Source organism: Rhodococcus sp. SBT000017, from assembly GCF_003688915.1.
Classification (GTDB): domain Bacteria; phylum Actinomycetota; class Actinomycetes; order Mycobacteriales; family Mycobacteriaceae; genus Rhodococcoides.
Genome location: NZ_REFU01000001.1, coordinates 3,159,913 through 3,178,016, shown reverse-complemented (window position 1 = coordinate 3,178,016; position 18,104 = coordinate 3,159,913). Strand labels below are relative to the sequence as shown.

Below are 18,104 nucleotides of genomic sequence, written 5' to 3'. Positions count from 1 at the left end.
ATCTACCGATTCCATTGCGGAATCGCGCGTCATCACTTTAAAGTGATGTCGCGCGTCATCGGATGCAGCGCTCGTGGGAGGGGTCCGTCAGGATGCAGGTGCACAACGTGGTGATCATCGGCAGCGGCTTCGGTGGCCAATGCGCAGCCAAAGCGCTGCTCGATCGAGGGATCGACGACTTCGTCATCCTGGAGAGGCGTCCCTTCCTCGGTGGCACGTGGAAGCAGAACCGATATCCGGGCGCAGCCGTCGACGTGCAGAGTCCGCTGTATTCGATCGCGTCCGAGCCGTTCGAATGGTCGCGCATGTTCGCCGAACGCGAGGAGCTCGAGCGGTACACCGACCACGTACTCGAATCGAATGGTCTGCCTGCTCGAACGCATGTCGACACCGACGTCCGGAAGATCGAATGGGTCGGCGATCACTGGCTGATCTCCACCTCGCGCGGCGATTACGCCGCCACGTTCGTGGTGAACGCGTCGGGTCCGCTCAGTACGCCGGTGATTCCGCCCTTCCCCGGCCGAGAGGGATTCGGCGGCAAGCAGTTTCACACCAACGACTGGGACACCGAGTACGACCACGCAGGCAAGAGGGTGGCGATCGTCGGCAGCGGTGCCAGCGCCGCACAGGTGATCCCGGCGATCCAACCCGAGGTGGAGCAACTGCACGTCTTCCAGCGCACCCCGCACTGGGTGATGCCGCGCCACGATCGCGAATTCACTGCGCTCCAGCGAAAGCTGCTGCGTATCGAACCGATTCGGAGGGCGGTTCGCGCCGGCATCTACTGGACCCTCGAGACTCGCGTCGTCGGGTTCAAGTACTCGCGGACGATGCTGAAGGCCGTGGCGCAGCGAACTGCGTTGAAGCACATCCAGTCTCAGGTGCCCGATCCCGAGCTTCGAGCCAAGGTCACCCCGGACTACACCATCGGGTGCAAGCGGGTATTGCTGTCCAACACGTTGTATCCGGCACTGGGGAAGTCGAACGTCACTCTGCACGACAAGCACGACGGCATTGCCGAGATCACCGAGACCGGAATCGTCACCACCACAGGCGAACACGTCGATGTGGATCTGTTGGTGTGGTCCACCGGATACGACGCCACCGACGGAGTCATCTCGTACCCGGTGATCGGACGCGACGGCCGGGCCCTGTCCGAGGTCTGGGATCCCTACCCGCGCGCCTACCTCGGCACGACGGTCCCCGGGTTCCCCAACCTGTTCGTCGTCACCGGACCCAACACCGGAATCGGGCACACCTCCGCGATCTTCCTCATCGAGGCGCAGATGGAGTACATCGTGCGGGCCGTCGACGCCGTCAAGCAGAGCGGGGCACTGGCGATCGAGGTCACTGCAGATGCCGAGCAGGCCTACACCGACAAGATTCACCGCGAGATGGACGGCACCGTCTGGAAGGACGGCGGCTGCCACAGCTGGTATCAGTCCAAGTCCGGGCACGTCGTGGCCATGTTCCCCGGTTTCAGTTTCACCTTCCGTCGGTGGGCCAAGCGTTTTCGTCCGCAGGAGCACCACATTCACTTCGCGCCCACCGATGCGATCACGAAAGACGAGGTGCCGGCATGAAAGATCATTCGGGCAAGGTCGTCCTGATCACCGGTGCGGCCGGGGGAATCGGTGCCGCCGTCGCGGCGGCGCTGCATCGACGGGGTGCCTCCGTCGTTCTGGTCGACACCGAGTCCTCGGATCTCGACTCGGTGAGTCGCAAGCTGGGCAGCGAGCGCGTCCTCGTGGCCCGCGCCGACGTTACCGTGCGCGAGCAGTTGGACGCCGCGGTCGCCGCCGCGATCTCCACGTTCGGACGGCTCGACGTGGTGTTCGCCAATGCCGGAATCTCCAGTGGCGCAAGGGCATCCACCGTACGATCCGCGGAGGATGGGGTCTTCGAGAGGGTCATCGGCGTGAATCTGATGGGCGTGTGGAACACCGTGCGGGCCGCACTGCCGTCCATCGTCGAGTCCGGTGGCTACGTCTTGCTGACCTCCTCGACGTACGCCTACCTCAACGGGTTGGCCAATGCGCCGTACGCGGCCTCGAAGGCAGCCGTGGAACAACTCGGCCGGGCGTTGAGGCTGGAGTTGGCCGGCACGGGTGCCACGGCCGGGGTGCTGTATCCCGGTTGGATTGCCACGCCGATCGTCGAGGTGGCGTTCGGCGGCGACGAGATCGCGACAGCGCTGGTCGCCAAGGGGTTTCCCTCGCCCTTGCGCCGTCCGATTTCCCCGGACACGCTTGCGCGAGGTGTGGTGCGGGGTATCGAGCGGCGGGCGCCGCGAATTCAGGTGCCCGGTCGCTGGATTCCGATGTCGCTGCTGCGCGGCATCATCAATCCGGTGTACGACGCGATTCTGGAGCGAGATGCCGAAGTGCGCCGTCTGACCGCGCAACTCGACACTCGCCGACAGTGACAGAGGTCGTCGAGAACGCAGGACGCGCCTACGGCGGTGAGAGTGCCGCTGATCGCGACGAGCGCAGGCGCAGGCAGCTGTTGGATGCGGGTCTTCGGGTGTTCGGCACTGTCGGCTACCGAGCCGCGACCGTGCGCGGATTGTGCCGCGGGGCCAAGGTCGCAGATCGTCACTTCTATCGGCACTTCGACAAGACCGAGGACCTGCTGCTCGCGGTCTATGGCGAATGCATTGCTCGCCTGACGAATTCGGCCGTCGAGGCGATGGCCGAGGTGGATCCGCGCAGTGATGTCCGGGCCGTCGCCGTGCAGGTGCTCGATTCCTTCTTCGAGGTCATCGAAGATCCACACCTGGCCCGAGTGGTGTGGATGGAGGTGCTCGGGGTCAGCCCGCGCGTCGAGCAGACGTATCTGGCGGTGATGCACGAGTTCGGTGCCCTGCTGCTCGGCTACCTCCGCGCGTTCGCAGGGGACGTCTCGTCGGGGCCGGATCTCGATGTCGATCTGCTCGCGACCGCGGCCATCGGCGGCATCAGCCACACCGCCATGACCTGGTATCTCAGCGGCTACGCTGCCGAGCGCCGAGTCGTCGTCGCCACCCTCGCGACACTGCTGGGCAGTATCGTCGAGCCGCTGGCAGCGCAATCGGTGCGTCGTGAGCCCTAGCTCGGCGGCACAACCCTTTTCAGGAACGCGAGTTGTTCTTCGATGATGGTCGGGAACAGCGGCTGCACGTAGGGGTCGAAGTGCCCGCCCTTGTGGATGTGCACGGTGGCGTCGGGGATCTTCGCTGCGACCTTCACGGTGACGTAGGCCGGTGTGACGACGTCCTCGGACATGATCTGCAACAGAACTGGGCACGTGATGGACGACGCCGTGCGACCCGGCGAGTACAGCCCGATACGCAGAAGAATCCGTGCTGCAACGGTTTCCGGGTAGTCGCCGTCCGTCAATCCGGATTCGGCGAGGAGGAGGTCGCGGCCGGGGACGGCGTCGGGCGAGGTCATGACGGCTCGATCGCCGGGGTTGCCGACCGAATCGACGTACAGGGGTGATTTCCCGCGCAACGCGCGGATCTGGTCGATCACCGCTGACGGGGCAAGCTTGACGGTGCGCCGAAGTCCGGTCGCGCGCACGGCTGCGATTCCGTCCACATGCGGGATCTGGGCGATGACAGCGGCGAAGTTCTCCCCTGTGCCGGCTCGGGTGAGCACGTGTCCGCCGGCGAAGGAGGTACCCCAACCGACGATGCGATCCGAGTCGACGCCGTCGAGTGTTCGGGCGTGGGCGACGGCGTTGCGCCAATCGACGAGTTGCTTGCCGATGTCGAGTAGCTGACGTGGCTCACCGTCGCTGTCACCGAAGTGGCGGTAGTCGAAGACGAGAACCGTGTAGCCGGCGCGGGCGAAGATCTCCGCGTAGGCGAAGAGGCGAATTACACGTGGGGTGCCGAATCCGTGGGCCATGACCACTGCCGGGCTATCGGCTGTGGCTCCGGTCGGCCGGTATACGGCTACGGCGCAACGGACTCCCTCCGATTCGAACCGTTCGTCGGTTCGGGTGTATCCGGGCTGTTCGTCGGCGCTCATGTCGGTCGTCCTTCGTCGGATTCTTGATCGGCATTCAAGAAAATAGCACTATCTTGAACCTCGATCAAGATACGATGGTCGAATGCCGCGCAACCGCCGACCCGTCGACCGAGCCGAGAAACGCTCCGAGATCGTGGACGCCGCTCGGTCGCTGTTCGTCGACGACGGCTACGAGCACACCCCGATGGGGCGAATCGCCAGCGCTGCCGGAGTGACCACCAATACGATCTACTGGTATTTCGGCGACAAGGACGAGCTCCTCGTCGGGGTGCTCGACGACATACACACCGAGGCTCTCGGTCGATTCGGTGCCCTCGCGGGGCATCCGGTGAACGAACAGGTTCTCTGGGTGGTCGAAGAGCTCGAGAAGTATCACCGGCTGGTCGACACGGTCCACGCCCGCACGTCCGCATCGGCGTGCATCGACAAATGGCACAACGATTTTCACGCGTTGTGGGAACAGTGGATCGCCGTCGAGCTACGCAGCGAAGGCGTGGACGATGCCGACATCGAACCGTCGACCCGGATGATCGTCTTCGTCATCGAGGCCATGCTGACGCACCCGCAGGACGAGGCGTCGAAACGTGCCATCGTCGATCTGTTGTTCCGCAAAGTCGGCGTCTCGCGCTGACCTACTCGTGGACGGTCGTGCGGTTCCGCCCGAGATTCTTGGACTCGTACAGGGCCCGATCGGCCCGACCGAGCGTGGTGCGGGCGGCCTCGGTGCCCTGCCTACCCGCCACGCCCACCGAGATCGTCAGGTCCGGCGGGAGCTCGGCCCGGACGCGGTCGACGGCGTCGCTCAGTTCCGCGATCGTGCCGGACGTGCACAACACGGTGAACTCGTCGCCGCCGGAACGGCTCAGTAGGTATTCCGGAGGCAGGCATCGACGAAGTGCGGCCGATACGATCTCGAGCGCGTGGTCGCCGGCCGCGTGCCCGAAGTCGTCGTTGATGGCCTTGAAGTGATCGATGTCAACCACCGCGATGGCGTCGATCTTTCCGCTCGTCACCGTTCCCGGCCGCGCGTCCAACTCGCGAGTGAGACGTCGCCGATTCGCGAGTTGGGTGAGATCGTCGATCTCGGAGGTCGATGCCACGCTCTGCACCCATGCCGCGGAAATTGCGATCGCGATCAGCGTGAGCTCGGCGTTGATCACCAGAACGGGGTGCAGGTTTCCGACCGCGAGGCCCAGGTAAGCAATGTAGCTCGCATTGAGAACCGTTGTACGCCAGGCGATGCGATTGGGAAGCACGATGAATGCCGGCGTCACCAACAGTAGCTGGAGGAAGATCCCGCACAGCGCAGCAACCTCGCCGTCCGCAGCAGTGCAGAACAGAGCGATACTCGTCAGGCCCGACAGGTGCATCGACAGATACAGCCGTCGAGAGAGAGCAGGTGCTGCGGCGATCATGTAGACGCCTATTCCGCACCACAGCACGGCCAGCATGGCCAGCACCGGCTCGGCCTGCGTCGACGCCCCGAAGACGGTGACGACACCTACCAGTCCGCTGACGAGGCAATTGACCCCGGACGTTCGGGCCACCGAGGTAGGGGAATACTGCCAACCGCTGTTCACACGACGAATCCTCCCGCACAGATCCCCACGACCTGCCGGCGAGCTTAGCCCGCTACCAACGAGGGCACGTGTTCTCGAAGCTCGGATCGATGCTCTGCATGTATCCGGTGTCGTCGCGGTCCCGGATACCGCACTCGAGGTACTGCCGATGCAGTGCCGCGAGAGCGTCCTCGTCTATCTCGACGCCCAGACCCGGGCCGGTGGGAACGGCCACTGCGCCGTCGACGAAGTTCAACTTCCCCGGCACCACGACGTCCTCGTTCTTCCACGGCCAGTGCGTGTCGCAGGCGTACGTCAGGTTCGGTGTCGCTGCGGCGAGGTGAACCATTGCGGCCAGGCTGATGCCGAGATGGCTGTTCGAGTGCATCGACAGTCCCATCTCGAAGGTGTCGCAGATTCCGGCCAGCAGCCTCGACCGTTGCAGACCACCCCAGTAGTGGTGATCCGACAGCACCACCTGCACCGAGTCCTTCAGTACTGCAGGCTTCAGATGATCGAACGCGACGACGCACATGTTGGTCGCCAGTGGCATCTTCGCCTCACGCGCGACTTCTGCCATCCCGTCGAGTCCCGGTGTCGGATCTTCCAGATACTCCACGATGCCGTCGAGCTCGGCGGCGACGCGGATGGAGGTGTCGACCGTCCACGCCGCGTTGGGGTCGAGCCGAAGCGGCAGCTCGGGGAATGCCTCGCGGAGCGTTTTGATTCCGGCTATCTCCTCGTCGGGCGGAAAGACCCCGCCTTTGACCTTGATGGCCCCGAAGCCGTACTCGTCGATCATCTTTCGCGCTTGGCGCACCAGACCGGCCGGGCCGACGGCCTCGCCCCATTCGTCGGGGTTCCGGCCGGGATGCGCCGCCCACTTGTAGAACAGATATGCACTGAACGGAACCGAATCGCGGACCTTGCCGCCGAGCAGATCCGACACCGGTCGCCCCAGCACTTTGCCCTGAACATCCAGGCAGGCGATCTCGAACGGGGAGAACACGCGGTCTGTCGTACTGGCCGTGGTGATCATTCCGGCGACGCCGTCTCCGCCGGTGGTCGACAACGTCCCCAACACGGTATCGACGGCGTCTCGAATGGAGTGGAGTGCGAACACGTCCAGCCCGGTGATGGCCCGGGCTGCCTCGTCGAGACGAGCGAGATGCGCGGTGTCCGCGTAGGTCTCGCCGAGTCCGACGACGCCCGCATCGGTGTCCAACTGAATGATCGCGCGCAGTGCGTAGGGCTGATGCACGCCGACGGTGTTGAGCAACGGCGGGTCGACGAAGGCGATCGGAGTGATTCGAGCGCCGGTGATCAGGACCGGATCCTGCATCAGTGCACCGCGAGCTCGTCTGCCAACACGGCCCGGCCGGCGGCAACGATCGCGGTCAGTTCCTCGAGGTGCGGTGCGCTGATGTCAACCAGCGGCGGGCGCACGGGGCCTGCCTCGATCCCTTCCATCGTCACGCCCGCCTTGATGAGCGAGACGGCGTAACCGGGAACCTTGTCTCGCAGGCGAACCAGCGGGTGGAAGAACTCGCGAAGCAGTGCGGCAGTGAGCTTGTCGTTACCGCTGTCGAGCGAGCGGTAGAACGCCAGGGCCAGCTCGGGCGCGAAGGCGAACGTCGCCGAGGAGTACAGCGTGACACCGATGGCTCGATATGCCTGCTGCGAGACCTCCGCCGTAGGCAGGCCGTTGAAGAACTGAAAGGGCTTGCCCGACGGTTCCAGGGCGTCCAGCACCGCGCGGACGATGCGGCCGACCTGATCGAGATCTCCTGTGCCGTCCTTGAATCCGACGACGGTGGGCAGCTGCGCTACCTCGACGGCCGAGTCCTCGGTGAAGCGGGCGTTGCCGCGGTTGTAGACGATCAACGGTAGATCCGATGCACCGGCAACGGCCTTGGTGTAGTTGACCAGACCGGCCTGCGGCATGGTCACCAGGTACGGCGGGAGCAGCAGGATGCCGTCGGCTCCGTTGGCTTTCGCAGCGATCGCGAATGCCTTGGCCTGCGCGACGGATCCACCCGCGCCGGCGTAGACCGGAACGCGGCCCGCGACGACGTCGACCGCGGTGCGCACGATCGTGCCGAACTCCTCGATTTCGAGGGCGTGGAATTCACCGGTGCCGCAGGCGATGAACACTCCACCGGGCCCGGCGTCGACACCCTTCGCGATGTGGGCGGCGAGTAGGTCGTAATCGACCTCACCGGCGGCGGTGAACGGGGTGACGGGGAAGAACAGGACTCCGTCGAGCATGGGGGTCTCCTCGTTGAACTAGGTGTGGGTGAATCAGTCTTGGATGAGCCGGCCGTCGATGCGGCGGAAGATCCCGTCGGGATTTCCGTCGGCAATTGCGCTGGGCAGCAACGATGTCGGAACGTCCTGGTACGAAACGGGACGCAGGAAGCGCTCGATTGCGAGCGATCCGACCGAGGTGGTGCGGGAGTTGGAGGTGGCGGGGAAGGGGCCGCCGTGCACCATTGCGTGGCCGACCTCGACGCCGGTGGGCCATCCGTCGAAGAGGATGCGGCCGGCCTTGAGTTCGAGAACCGAGAGGAGCTTGCCTGCCTCGGCGTGATCGGACTCGTCGGCGTGCACCGTGGCGGTGAGCTGGCCTTCCAACAGTGCGGCAACGTCGCGTACCTGCTGAGCGTCTGTGCAACGAACGATGAGACTCGAGGCACCGAACACCTCGGCCTGAGCAGCCTCGGAGGTGAGGAACGTATCGGCATCGGTACCGAACAGTGCTGCGCGACAGGCGTTCGGGGCGTCGGAATCCGATCCTCGCGCCACCACGGTCACCGCGTCGGACAGGGTGGTGACGCCGTCGGCGTAGCTGGACGCGATGTTCGGGGTCAGCATAGTGGTGGGGGTGGACTCCTGTACCGCGGCGGCCGCTGCATCGGTGAAGGACTGCAGCCCCGGACCGTCCGCGGCGATGACGAGGCCGGGGTTGGTGCAGAACTGGCCCGAGCCCATCGTCAACGAGGCGACGAACGCGCGGCCGAGTTCGGCACCGCGGGTGGCGAGAGCTCCGTCCATGACGAACACGGGGTTGATGGAACTCATCTCCGCGTACACCGGGATGGGCTCACGGCGACCGGCTGCGGCGGCGACGAGAGCCGTTCCACCCGAACGCGATCCGGTGAAGCCGACGGCCTTGATGCGCGGATCGGTGACCAGGGCGGTACCGAGTCCGCGGCCGGATCCGAACAGCAGAGAGAATATGCCCGAGGGCATTCCGGTGGACGCGACGGCGTCGGCGATCGCTCGACCGACCAGCTCGGACGTTCCCGGATGGGCATCGTGTGCTTTGACCACTACGGGGCATCCGGCGGCAAGGGCAGAAGCGGTATCGCCGCCGGCGACGGAGAACGCGAGCGGGAAGTTGCTGGCTCCGAACACTGCAACCGGGCCCAACGGAATCTGCCGTTGGCGGATGTCGGCGCGGGGGAGTGGCGTGCGCTCGGGCTGTGCCGGATCGATGCGGGCGCCGTTCCAACTACCTTCGCGCAGAACCGAAGCGAACAGGCGGAGCTGCCCGGTGGTGCGGCCGACCTCGCCGGTGATGCGGGCCAACGGAAGTCCGGACTCGGCGACGGTGCGCTCGATCAGCGTGTCGCCGAGAGCCGAGATGTTGTCTGCGATGGTCTCGAGGAACTGAGCTCGAGTCTCCGAGGAAGTGGCCCGGTAATCGGCGAACGCTTCGGCCGCTGCGGCACAGGCCTTGTCGACGTCGGTATTGTCGCCGTGACCGTAGGCAGGATCGAGGTTCGCGCCGGTGCTGGGGTCGATTCCGTGAATCTGCGTGCCGGCACCGAAGACCGGGACGCCGGCGATGATCATCCGGCCGGTGAGGTTGGTGGACTGTGTCGTCGACGCTGTCATGGGGTGACTCCTAGGGCTGTGGTGCGATACATGCACTGACGCCAGGGCGTGACCTGGCTCATAGCTCAACACGGTAGAAGGCCGATCGATACATGTCCAAGTCGAAAAAAGTCGCATTCGATTCAGTCTCGGTATCGATCCCGCTGTCAGGCTCGATGAGCACGTCCTGCGATTGCCGATACCTCTACTGCATCGGTCGATGCGTAAGTGGTCTTGGACGTGCATCGACCGTGCGACCTAGTGTCCCGTGTGAGCCGAGTCACCAGAAGTATGTGAGAAAGGTCGGACATGAACGTCCACACCAGCACGCCCGTCGTCACCGAAATGCGTGTCATACCCATTGCGGGTCACGATGACATGTTGTTGAACCTCAGTGGCGCACACGCCCCGTACTTCACCCGCAACCTGGTGGTACTCACCGATTCCGACGGCCGCACCGGTGTTGGGGAAGTGCCGGGCGGGGAGGCTATTCGCCAGACCCTGGAGGATGCGCGCGTGCTCGTCGAGGGCCAGGGAGTCGGCCGCTACAACGCGATTCTCGCCGACATGCGCCGCGCATTCGCCGATCGTGATTCCGGCGGCCGCGGCGCGCAGACGTTCGATCTGCGGATTGCGATTCACGCAGTGACCGCGGTGGAATCCGCTCTGCTCGATCTGCTGGGCCAGCATCTCGGCGTCACTGTTGCAGCGCTGTTGGGCGACGGTCAGCAGCGCGAGAAGGTGCAAGCTCTGGGATACCTGTTCTTCGTCGCCGATCGCACCAAGACGTACCTCCCTTACCGCGGTGCAGCCGACGAGGCGTCCGGTGCCGATGACTGGATGCGCGTCCGGCACGAGGAGGCCATGGATCCCGAGGCAATCGTGCGTCTTGCCGAGGCTGCGCAGGCCCGGTACGGGTTTCAGGACTTCAAGCTCAAGGGTGGCGCACTGCCTGCCGCCGAGGAGGCCGCCGCCGTTCGCGCACTGGCCGAGCGGTTCCCGGAGGCTCGAATCACGTTGGATCCCAACGGCGGTTGGTTGCTGAAGGACGCGATCGAGACTTGTCGTGGCCTGCGTGACGTGTTGGCCTACGCCGAGGATCCGGTCGGACCGGAGGGTGGCTACTCCGGCCGCGAAGTGATGACCGAATTCAAACGTGCCACTGGATTGCAGACTGCGACCAATATGATCGCCACCGACTGGCGCGAGATGGGCCACACCGTTCGGTCCGGTGCCGTCGACATCCCGCTGGCCGACCCACATTTCTGGACGATGGCCGGCTCGGTGCGTGTCGCTCAGCTGTGCGACGCCTGGGGCCTGACGTGGGGGTCGCACTCCAACAACCACTTCGACGTCTCCCTGGCCATGTTCACGCACGTTGCGGCGGCAGCCCCCGGCATCATCACCGCCATCGACACACACTGGATCTGGCAGGACGGGCAGCGAGTGACCAAGGAGCCGTTCGCCATCGAGGGCGGCTTCCTCACCGTGCCCGACAAACCCGGACTCGGCGTGGAACTCGACTTCGAACAGATCGATGCGGCGCACGAGCTGTACCAGAAGGAGGGGCTCGGTGCCCGCGACGACGCCATCGGAATGCAGTACCTGATCGAGGGATGGACGTTCGACAGCAAGCGGCCGGCCCTGGTTCGATGAGTTCTCGTACGCTGATGAAGGTCGTCGTCGGCGATCGAAATGTGCTGCCGCATCGTGAGCAGTTCGAGGCGGGTCTGCCCGTCGGCACCGAGGTCGTCTGGTGTGTTCCGTTCGACGAAAGTCGAGTCATCGAAGAACTCGCCGACGCGGACGTGTACGTCGGCGGCAAATTCAGTGCGGCCATGGGTGCCGCTGCGCCGAGGTTACGGATGGTGCACGTTGTCGGCGCGGGAACGGACAACGTCGACCGCTCCGGATTGGGCCCCGATGTGCAGGTGTGCAACACCTTTCACCATGAGCAGTCCATCGCCGAGTACGTCGTGGCTGCGACGGTGATGCTGCGGCGAAAGTTTCTGCAACAGGACCGCGCACTCCGCTCGGGAGTGTTCGCCACTTCGGTCTACGACCCGAGCATCGCGCAACCATTCTCGCTGAGCGGTGCTCGAATCGGATTCGTCGGCTTCGGGCATATCGGTCGACGAACCTGGCAGCTCTTTCAGGCGTACGGGTCAACCGGGGCTGCGGTCACCGGGAGCGGGCGGGCTCCAGTCGTTGGCCTCCAATGGGTTTCGAATTCAAGTGATCTGGGACGTTTGATGGACTTCGCCGATGTACTGGTGGTGTCCGCACCGCTGAACGACCGCACCCGCGGCATGATCGGTGCCGAGGAACTGGGCAGGCTCGGCAGCGACGGGGTACTCGTCAATGTCGGACGTGGACCCTTGGTACAGGAACAACCATTGTTCGACGCGTTGTCGCGCAAACAGATTGCCGCGGCCGCGGTCGACGTCTGGTACCGATACCCCGGACCGGACGGCGTGGGCGAGCCGAGTGTGTTGCCGTTCCGCGATCTCGACAATGTGCTGATGACGCCCCACTCGTCGGGCGTCACGCATCATACGTTCGTGGGTCGGGTTGCGGACATCGCGTCGAACATCGATGCTCTGGCGGTATCGATCCGCCGATAAATGGTGTTGGATCCACATCGATCGTCTAAATAGGCTGTGAAGCAACATGATCGACGATCTCAGGAGTCGCAGATGACCATCGACACCGACAAGCCCATCAGTGGCCTCACCGCCCCGGGGGCTGCGATCGCTGCACTTGCACCCGGTGCCGCGAGTATCGACCGCATCGCCGAGGTGACGCTGTCCTCGGTCGTGCTACCGCTGAGGAATCCGATCAGCGACGCCAAGGTGCTCACCGGCCGCCAGAAGGCGATGACCGAGGTGGTCTTCTTGTTCGTCGAGATTCGTACCGAACAAGGCCACGAGGGAATCGGTTTCAGCTATTCCAAGAGGGCAGGTGGTCCCGCCCAATTTGCGCATGCCCAGGAGATCGCCCCAGTTCTGATCGGCGAGGACCCCAATGACATCGGCAAGATCTGGACGAAACTGGTGTGGGCCGGAGCCTCGGTGGGGCGTAGCGGTGTTGCCACGCAGGCGATTGCCGCAATCGACATCGCGCTGTGGGATCTCAAGGCCAAGAGGGCCGGTTTGCCGCTGGCGAAGCTGATCGGCTCGGCGCGCGATTCGGTGCAGACCTACAACACTTCCGGCGGATTTCTGCACACGCCGATCGAGGAGGTCATCGAGAACGCCGCCATCTCACTGGCCAACGGCATCGGCGGGCTCAAAATCAAGGTGGGACAGCCTGATTGGCGCACCGACATCGCCCGAGTCACCGCGGTGCGCGAGTTTCTCGGCGAAGACATCCCGTTGATGGTCGACGCCAATCAGCAATGGGATCGACCAACGGCGAACCGCATGTGCCGCATCCTGGAGCAGTTCGATCTCGTCTGGATCGAGGAGCCACTCGATGCCTACGACGCCGAGGGGCACGCGCAGCTCGCTCGTGGTCTCGATACGTCCATCGCGACGGGGGGGATGCTGGCCAGCGTCGGCGAGCACGTGCGACTCATCGAGGCCGGATCGGTCGACATCCTCCAGCCCGACGCTCCCCGCATCGGCGGAATCACGCAGTTCCTGAAGTTGGCGGCGTTGGCAGAGCACCACAATCTGCAGCTGGCCCCGCACTTCGCCATGGAGATCCATCTGCACCTCGCGGCGGTGTATCCATTGCAGACGTGGGTGGAGCATTTCGACTGGCTGGACCCGCTGTTCGACGAGCACCTGGAGACCCGGGACGGACGCATGCACCTGTCCGCTCGCCCGGGGCTCGGATTCACGCTGAGCGAGCAGGGTCGTGCGTGGACCGTGGCGAGGGTGCTGGTGCGCTAGCCGGTATCGGCCCCGGTCACATGGGAATGATGCGGCGCATGAGCGATCTGGCCGCGGCGACGACGAGCTGCCGATTGTGCGTGTGCACGAACTCGAATCGTCGATCCGCGTCGGCGCAGTCGGTATCGCCCAGATCGCGGGCGATGAGCGCCGAGAAATAGTGCTGACCGACCGCGGTGATCGTCCACTCCCGGGTGAACTCCTCCGTGGGGTCGAGATCTGCCCCGCGCACACCCGGTGCAGGTTCGCCTCCCAGACCGACGCCCACGGCCGCGACGAATGCGTGCTTGGTGGCCAGCAAGGCGTATTGCTCAGCGACAGACGGGCTGAACCAACGGGAATGCTGGAAGGTGGAGATGAGGGCCAGCGAATCGTTGGTATCGCGGGCGTGGTCCTCGATCTGGCGGGAGATGGCGCGGATGAAGGCTTTGGTTCCGATCGACGGAGCCACGAGCTCGAACAGATCCGATGGCATGTTCGGCACCAGACCGGAGTTGGCAACGGGCTCGCTCAGAATCGACAGCGCACCCGGTGCGGTCCGCACCGACTCGGGCAGCGGACCGGGCCTTCCGAACAGCCATCCCTGGCCCAGTACCGCCCCGAGTGAGTGAGCGCGGGCGAGGTGTTCGTCGTTTTCGATCCCCTCTGCCAGAACGGTCGCCCCGGTCGCCTCGGAATGCGCTCGTACCGCGGCGATCACGCGCGCCTGCGCTCGATTCGGATCTCGCTGGACCAACGAACGGTCGAGCTTGATGATGTCCGGTGCGACGAACTCGAGCATGGTCACCGTGTCCGGATGCACGCTGATGTCGTCCAGAGCGATGCGGCATCCTGCCCGCCGACCGTCGGCAACCACGGCCAACAACACTGCGGGATCGGCCAGCAGTGACCTCTCCGTCAACTCCAACACCACGGAAAATCGGCCCTCGGCTGCTGCGAACGCGCGCTTGGCGGCGTCGGTCGGTCCGGTCGCGGTATGGGGTTCTACGTTGACGAACAAACACAATTCCTGTGCCATCCCTGCAGCGAGTGCCGCGTCGACCGCGCCTGTGCGACAAGCCCAATCGAGATCGTCCACCACGCCCAGATCTGCCGCCGTCGAAAACACGGAATCCAGGTCCAGTAGGGGCCACTCGGGCCACCGCGCCAGAGCCTCGTACCCGAGGACGGTTCCGGTGGCGAGTTCGATCACGGGTTGGAACACCGGGCGGACAGCGTTCACATCGGCGAGGACAGAGGAAATCGCCTCGTGCGAGGAACGCTCGCGCACAGCGTCGTCCGGCATGAAGGTGTCCTTCTTCGCGATCGAACAGTAAGTCTTCAGCTCGTTTCCGACGTTACCCGCCTGGTCGGCGTTCGGTGGACGTAGGACACGCATCCGGGTACGTCAGCGAACTCCCTCGGCGCGCAGTTCGCGTGCCCAGGCGGCGGCGTGTTCGGTCAGCACGCCGGCGATACGTTCCAGTTCGCCGGGGTAGGAGGCGATCCCGGCGGGCATCGAGACACTCAGCGCATCGGTGGCAGGAATTCGATACGGCACGACGGTCGCGATGCACACCACGCCGACAGTGCCCTGCTCCTGCTCGAGCGACCAGCCGCGCCTGCGCACCTGAGCGAGTTCGGCGATGAGGGCATCTCGGTCGACGATGGTGTTCGCGGTGTACCGCTCGAGCTTCTTCGGAAGTAGCGTCGTCACCTCGTCGGTCGTCAGCTCGGCGAGCAGTGCTTGCCCGAGGGCGGTGACGTGGCACGGCAACTTGCGTCCGACGCGGTGCATGCGACGCACCTCGAGCTTGGAACCGCGGCTGGCGAGGTAGATGACGCAGTCCTCGTCGCGTCTGGCGAAGTGCACGGTGTGCCGCACATCGGAGCGCAGTGTTTCGAGCACTGCCGCGGCTCGGCCGACGACGGAGTCCTTGTCGAGGTAGGACGTGCCGGTGAGCAGGGCGTGGGTGCCGATGCCGTACCGCGAGCCGGACTCGTCGGCCTCGATCCAGCGCAGGTCCTTGAGCGTCCGGAGCAGGGCGTGCAGACTCGACCGTGGGTACCCGCAGGCCTCCTGGAGCTCGCCGAGACTCATGCGCGTGGGGGACGCCGCCAGGGTCTCGAGGATGTGGATCGTGCGTTCGGCCGACTTCACCGGCTGACTATCCGGCGCAGCTGTGGCCGTGACATCGTTCACCATGAAGACAGTGTCCCTCATGATGAACGATGTTTCATACGCGGACACCGATATTGTCGACGGCCATCAGTACTCGGCGATCAGATTGTTCGAGATGTACTCGAGGTCGATGTCCTCGCCCAGGCCCGGACAGGTCGGCATCTGCACCATTCCGTTCGCGTCGATCGGGTCGACGATGGACTTCAGGTGTGGTGGCACCCAGTCGTAGTCCACCAGCGGATGCAGCAGGCCGCGCTCGTACCACTGGATGTTGGGGGCACCGCCGACGAGCGCCAGATTGGGTGCACCGTTGCCGTGGATCTCGCACTCGAGCCCGAACCCGTCGGCCATGTGCACCGTCTTGAGTGCAGGCGTGATGCCGCCGCCGTTCATCGCGCCGACTCGCAGGATGTCGCATGCCTCGTCGGCGATCCAGTCCGCCCGCGAACGATGCCGACCAGGAGTGGTCTCCGGGCCGATCACCGGAGTGTCGATCTGATTCGCGAGCCATTTGTACGAGCGCATCGAGAACTCGTCCATCGGCTCCTCGAACCAATCGAACTTCAGCGCGTCCAGTTCGCGGCCGAGCTCGAGCGCATCGCTACGCGAGTACCAGTGATAGCCGTCGAGCATCAACGAGAACCCGGGCCCGACGGCATCTCGCACCGCGGCGCAGGCCTCGATGTCCCTGGTGAGGCTCGGTGCCCCTTCGAGCGGCGGCATCCAAGTGTGCAGTTTGATTCCCTGGTAGCCCTGATTCTTCAGCGCCACAGCGAAATCCGCGTACTCCTGCGGGCTCGACAGTCCGCCCTCGATGGTGTCTCCACACATGGTGCTCGCGTAGGCCTTGACCTCGCTGCGGGCCCCGCCGAGCAGCTTCCACACCGGGGTGTCGAACCGGTTGCCCGCCAGATCCCACAGTGCCTGATCGAGGTAGCTGCAGGTGTGCTCGGGCAGTTCGACGGCTCTGGTGCGCTGTCGGATCGCGAACTTGCGGTCCATCTCCTCGCGGTGCAACGGGTCGGTGCCGATCATGACCGGCCGGAAGTGTTGCTCCACTTGGTCTTCGCGCAGGTAGTTGGGCTTGCCCAGGACGTAGCCGCTGACGCCGTCGGAATCGGTGATGCGCAACAGTGCCTGGGTGGTCGGGACGGACGGTCCGGGGTGTCGATGCCCGTAGGAATCGACGGCGGTGCGCGCCTCGGTCTTGAAGACCTGGACGGCAACCTCGGTGATGACGCTGGACATGGCTGTGAATCCCCTATTTACCCTGTCGGGCATCGTATTTGGCCTTGGAGCGGTCGAGCTTCTCGGCGAAGTCGTCGGCAAAGTCCTGAGCGCTGAGTTGCCCGATGAGGACCTTCTGCCACTGGCCCAGCATCTGAACCTGAACGATCTTGCCGAAATCCGGCAGGTAGTCCGGTGGGGTGACCAGCACCGTCTCCGGATCGTCGAGGGCGGCCTGAGCAGCTTGCACCGACGGCATCGCCTGGAAGGCGGGAGCGGAGCGAGCGGCGGCGTTGACCGGAATCTGACCCACGTTCTCGTTCCAGTAGGCCTGCGATTCCGGCGAGGTCATGAACTCGAGGAACTTCCAGGCCGCAGCCTGATGCTTGCTGCTCTTGAACACCGTGTAGGACGGGAACGGGTCCGTCATCACCGTACGGACACCGTTGTCGGCGCGGGGCAGTGCGACGGCACCGACGTTGTCGCCGAGCGCCTTACGGTGATTGCTCAACGATCCGAGGTTGTGCTGCATCATCGCCACCGAGCCACCGCCGAAGCTGGCGACCATCTGCGGGAAGCCGTTGTTGACGTCGGCGGTGGGGGTGTCCACGTCGTACAGGGCGGCGAAACGTTCGATGGCCTGCACCATCTCGGGCCGGTTGACGGTGGATTCGCTGCCGTCGAAGAAGTTGTCGATGCCGGTGGTGGCGAACATGTGCTGCAGCAACGGGTAGATCGAACCGGCACCGCCTCGGATGGTGAACCCGTAGCGGCCATCGGACTTGTCGGTCAGTTCGTCTGCAGCGTCGTAGAATTCGTCCCACGTCTCCGGAGGCTCGATGCCGGCCTCGTCGAACCAATCCGCCCGATACCACAGCGTCGCGTTGTTGCTGGTGAACGGCAGACCGTACAGGTTCTCACCGCCACCGGACTCCATCGCCGACTCGATGATCTTCGGGTCGTACTCGCCGCGCTGCGGAGAGGACGCCATGAAGTCGTCGAGCGGAATGACGGCATCCTGCGCGACGAGAGGCGCCAGATATGCGGTGGACACGATCCCCAGATCGGGTGCCGACCCACCGGCGAGAGCCGTCTGATACTTCTGCTGAGCACTGTCGGATGGTAGCCCGACGTACTGGATGTCGATGCCGGGATTGACCTCCTCGAAGCGTCGAATCAGTTCCTCGTACAACGGGGTTCGATCCGGTCCGGCATTGTTGTCCCAGAAGGTGAGGGTGCCACTGTTCGGATCTCCGAGTTCACCGTCGGGCAGTGAGGTCTCGGAACTGCAGGATGCCAGCACCAGCGTCGCGACCGCGCCGACGAGGGTGGTGCGCAGCAGGGTGCGTCGATTCATGTCGATTCTCTT

16 protein-coding genes are annotated in these 18,104 nt (G+C 64.7%); 7 read left to right on the top strand and 9 right to left on the bottom strand.

The genetic code is table 11. The features are described 5' to 3' along the window. Positions 1–92 precede the first annotated feature (92 nt). From AYK61_RS14760 to AYK61_RS14750, 3 genes are read left to right on the top strand one after another with little or no spacing between them, the layout of a single operon-like run. Positions 93–1,583: an NAD(P)/FAD-dependent oxidoreductase gene (locus AYK61_RS14760; RefSeq protein ID WP_121871327.1), complete on the top strand. Its 1,491-nt coding sequence runs from the start codon at positions 93–95 to the stop codon at positions 1,581–1,583. Next, positions 1,580–2,425 carry an SDR family NAD(P)-dependent oxidoreductase gene (locus tag AYK61_RS14755; protein WP_121871326.1) on the top strand — a complete coding sequence of 282 codons (846 nt, stop codon included), beginning with the start codon at positions 1,580–1,582 and terminating at the stop codon, positions 2,423–2,425. The genes AYK61_RS14760 and AYK61_RS14755 overlap by 4 nt, the downstream gene beginning before the upstream one ends. Next, a complete protein-coding gene (locus AYK61_RS14750; protein WP_121871325.1) occupies positions 2,422–3,090 on the top strand; it encodes a TetR/AcrR family transcriptional regulator in 669 nt (222 codons plus the stop codon). The genes AYK61_RS14755 and AYK61_RS14750 overlap by 4 nt, the downstream gene beginning before the upstream one ends. On the opposite strand, the gene AYK61_RS14745 is transcribed toward AYK61_RS14750, so the two are convergent. After that, a complete protein-coding gene (locus tag AYK61_RS14745) occupies positions 3,087–4,013 on the bottom strand; it encodes an alpha/beta hydrolase (protein WP_121871324.1) in 927 nt (308 codons plus the stop codon). The two genes, AYK61_RS14750 and AYK61_RS14745, sit on opposite strands and share 4 nt — an antisense overlap. Positions 4,014–4,095: 82 nt before the next feature. On the opposite strand from AYK61_RS14745, the gene AYK61_RS14740 reads away from it, so the two are divergent. After that, positions 4,096–4,644 (top strand): TetR/AcrR family transcriptional regulator, encoded by a 549-nt coding sequence (locus AYK61_RS14740; RefSeq protein WP_121871323.1) that lies wholly within the window; start codon positions 4,096–4,098, stop codon positions 4,642–4,644. Between the two features lies 1 nt (position 4,645). On the opposite strand, the gene AYK61_RS14735 is transcribed toward AYK61_RS14740, so the two are convergent. Genes AYK61_RS14735 through AYK61_RS14720 form a run of 4 tightly spaced genes read right to left on the bottom strand, consistent with a single transcriptional unit; the run spans position 4,646 to position 9,472 of the window. Beyond that, positions 4,646–5,593, bottom strand: coding sequence for a GGDEF domain-containing protein (locus tag AYK61_RS14735; protein ID WP_147458335.1), 948 nt, complete (start codon positions 5,591–5,593; stop codon positions 4,646–4,648). 52 nt (positions 5,594–5,645) lie between these two features. Further along, on the bottom strand, positions 5,646–6,914 hold the full coding sequence (locus AYK61_RS14730) for a glucarate dehydratase family protein (RefSeq protein WP_121871321.1): 1,269 nt from the start codon (positions 6,912–6,914) through the stop codon (positions 5,646–5,648). After that, positions 6,914–7,840: a 5-dehydro-4-deoxyglucarate dehydratase gene (locus AYK61_RS14725; RefSeq protein WP_121871320.1), complete on the bottom strand. Its 927-nt coding sequence runs from the start codon at positions 7,838–7,840 to the stop codon at positions 6,914–6,916. Before AYK61_RS14725 ends, AYK61_RS14730 begins: the two co-directional genes overlap by 1 nt. A 33-nt stretch (positions 7,841–7,873) precedes the next feature. Continuing rightward, positions 7,874–9,472 carry an aldehyde dehydrogenase (NADP(+)) gene (locus AYK61_RS14720; RefSeq protein ID WP_121871319.1) on the bottom strand — a complete coding sequence of 533 codons (1,599 nt, stop codon included), beginning with the start codon at positions 9,470–9,472 and terminating at the stop codon, positions 7,874–7,876. 288 nt (positions 9,473–9,760) lie between these two features. Between AYK61_RS14720 and AYK61_RS14715 the strand changes: the two genes are divergently transcribed. The 3 genes from AYK61_RS14715 (at position 9,761) to AYK61_RS14705 (ending at position 13,347) form a co-directional block, all read left to right on the top strand. Further along, positions 9,761–11,107, top strand: coding sequence for an enolase C-terminal domain-like protein (locus tag AYK61_RS14715; RefSeq protein ID WP_121871318.1), 1,347 nt, complete (start codon positions 9,761–9,763; stop codon positions 11,105–11,107). Positions 11,108–11,121: 14 nt separating this feature from the next. Then, the gene (locus tag AYK61_RS14710; RefSeq protein WP_183130443.1) at positions 11,122–12,075 is read left to right on the top strand and encodes a 2-hydroxyacid dehydrogenase; all 954 of its coding nucleotides are present in this window, start codon (positions 11,122–11,124) and stop codon (positions 12,073–12,075) included. Between the two features lie 72 nt (positions 12,076–12,147). After that, positions 12,148–13,347, top strand: a complete 1,200-nt coding sequence (locus tag AYK61_RS14705) for an L-talarate/galactarate dehydratase (RefSeq protein WP_121871316.1) — start codon at positions 12,148–12,150, stop codon at positions 13,345–13,347. 16 nt (positions 13,348–13,363) lie between these two features. Here AYK61_RS14705 and AYK61_RS14700 read toward each other — a convergent pair whose 3' ends face one another. The 4 genes from AYK61_RS14700 to AYK61_RS14685 form a co-directional block, all read right to left on the bottom strand. Then, complete coding sequence (locus AYK61_RS14700) at positions 13,364–14,632, bottom strand: EAL domain-containing protein (protein ID WP_183130288.1); 1,269 nt, start codon at positions 14,630–14,632, stop codon at positions 13,364–13,366. A 102-nt stretch (positions 14,633–14,734) separates the two neighbouring features. Further along, positions 14,735–15,532, bottom strand: a complete 798-nt coding sequence (locus AYK61_RS14695) for an IclR family transcriptional regulator (RefSeq protein ID WP_183130287.1) — start codon at positions 15,530–15,532, stop codon at positions 14,735–14,737. A gap of 63 nt (positions 15,533–15,595) precedes the next feature. Next, the gene (locus AYK61_RS14690; RefSeq protein WP_121871313.1) at positions 15,596–16,756 is read right to left on the bottom strand and encodes an enolase C-terminal domain-like protein; all 1,161 of its coding nucleotides are present in this window, start codon (positions 16,754–16,756) and stop codon (positions 15,596–15,598) included. Positions 16,757–16,769: 13 nt separating this feature from the next. Continuing rightward, on the bottom strand, positions 16,770–18,092 hold the full coding sequence (locus AYK61_RS14685; RefSeq protein WP_259468071.1) for a sugar ABC transporter substrate-binding protein: 1,323 nt from the start codon (positions 18,090–18,092) through the stop codon (positions 16,770–16,772). Between the last annotated feature and the right edge of the window lie 12 nt (positions 18,093–18,104).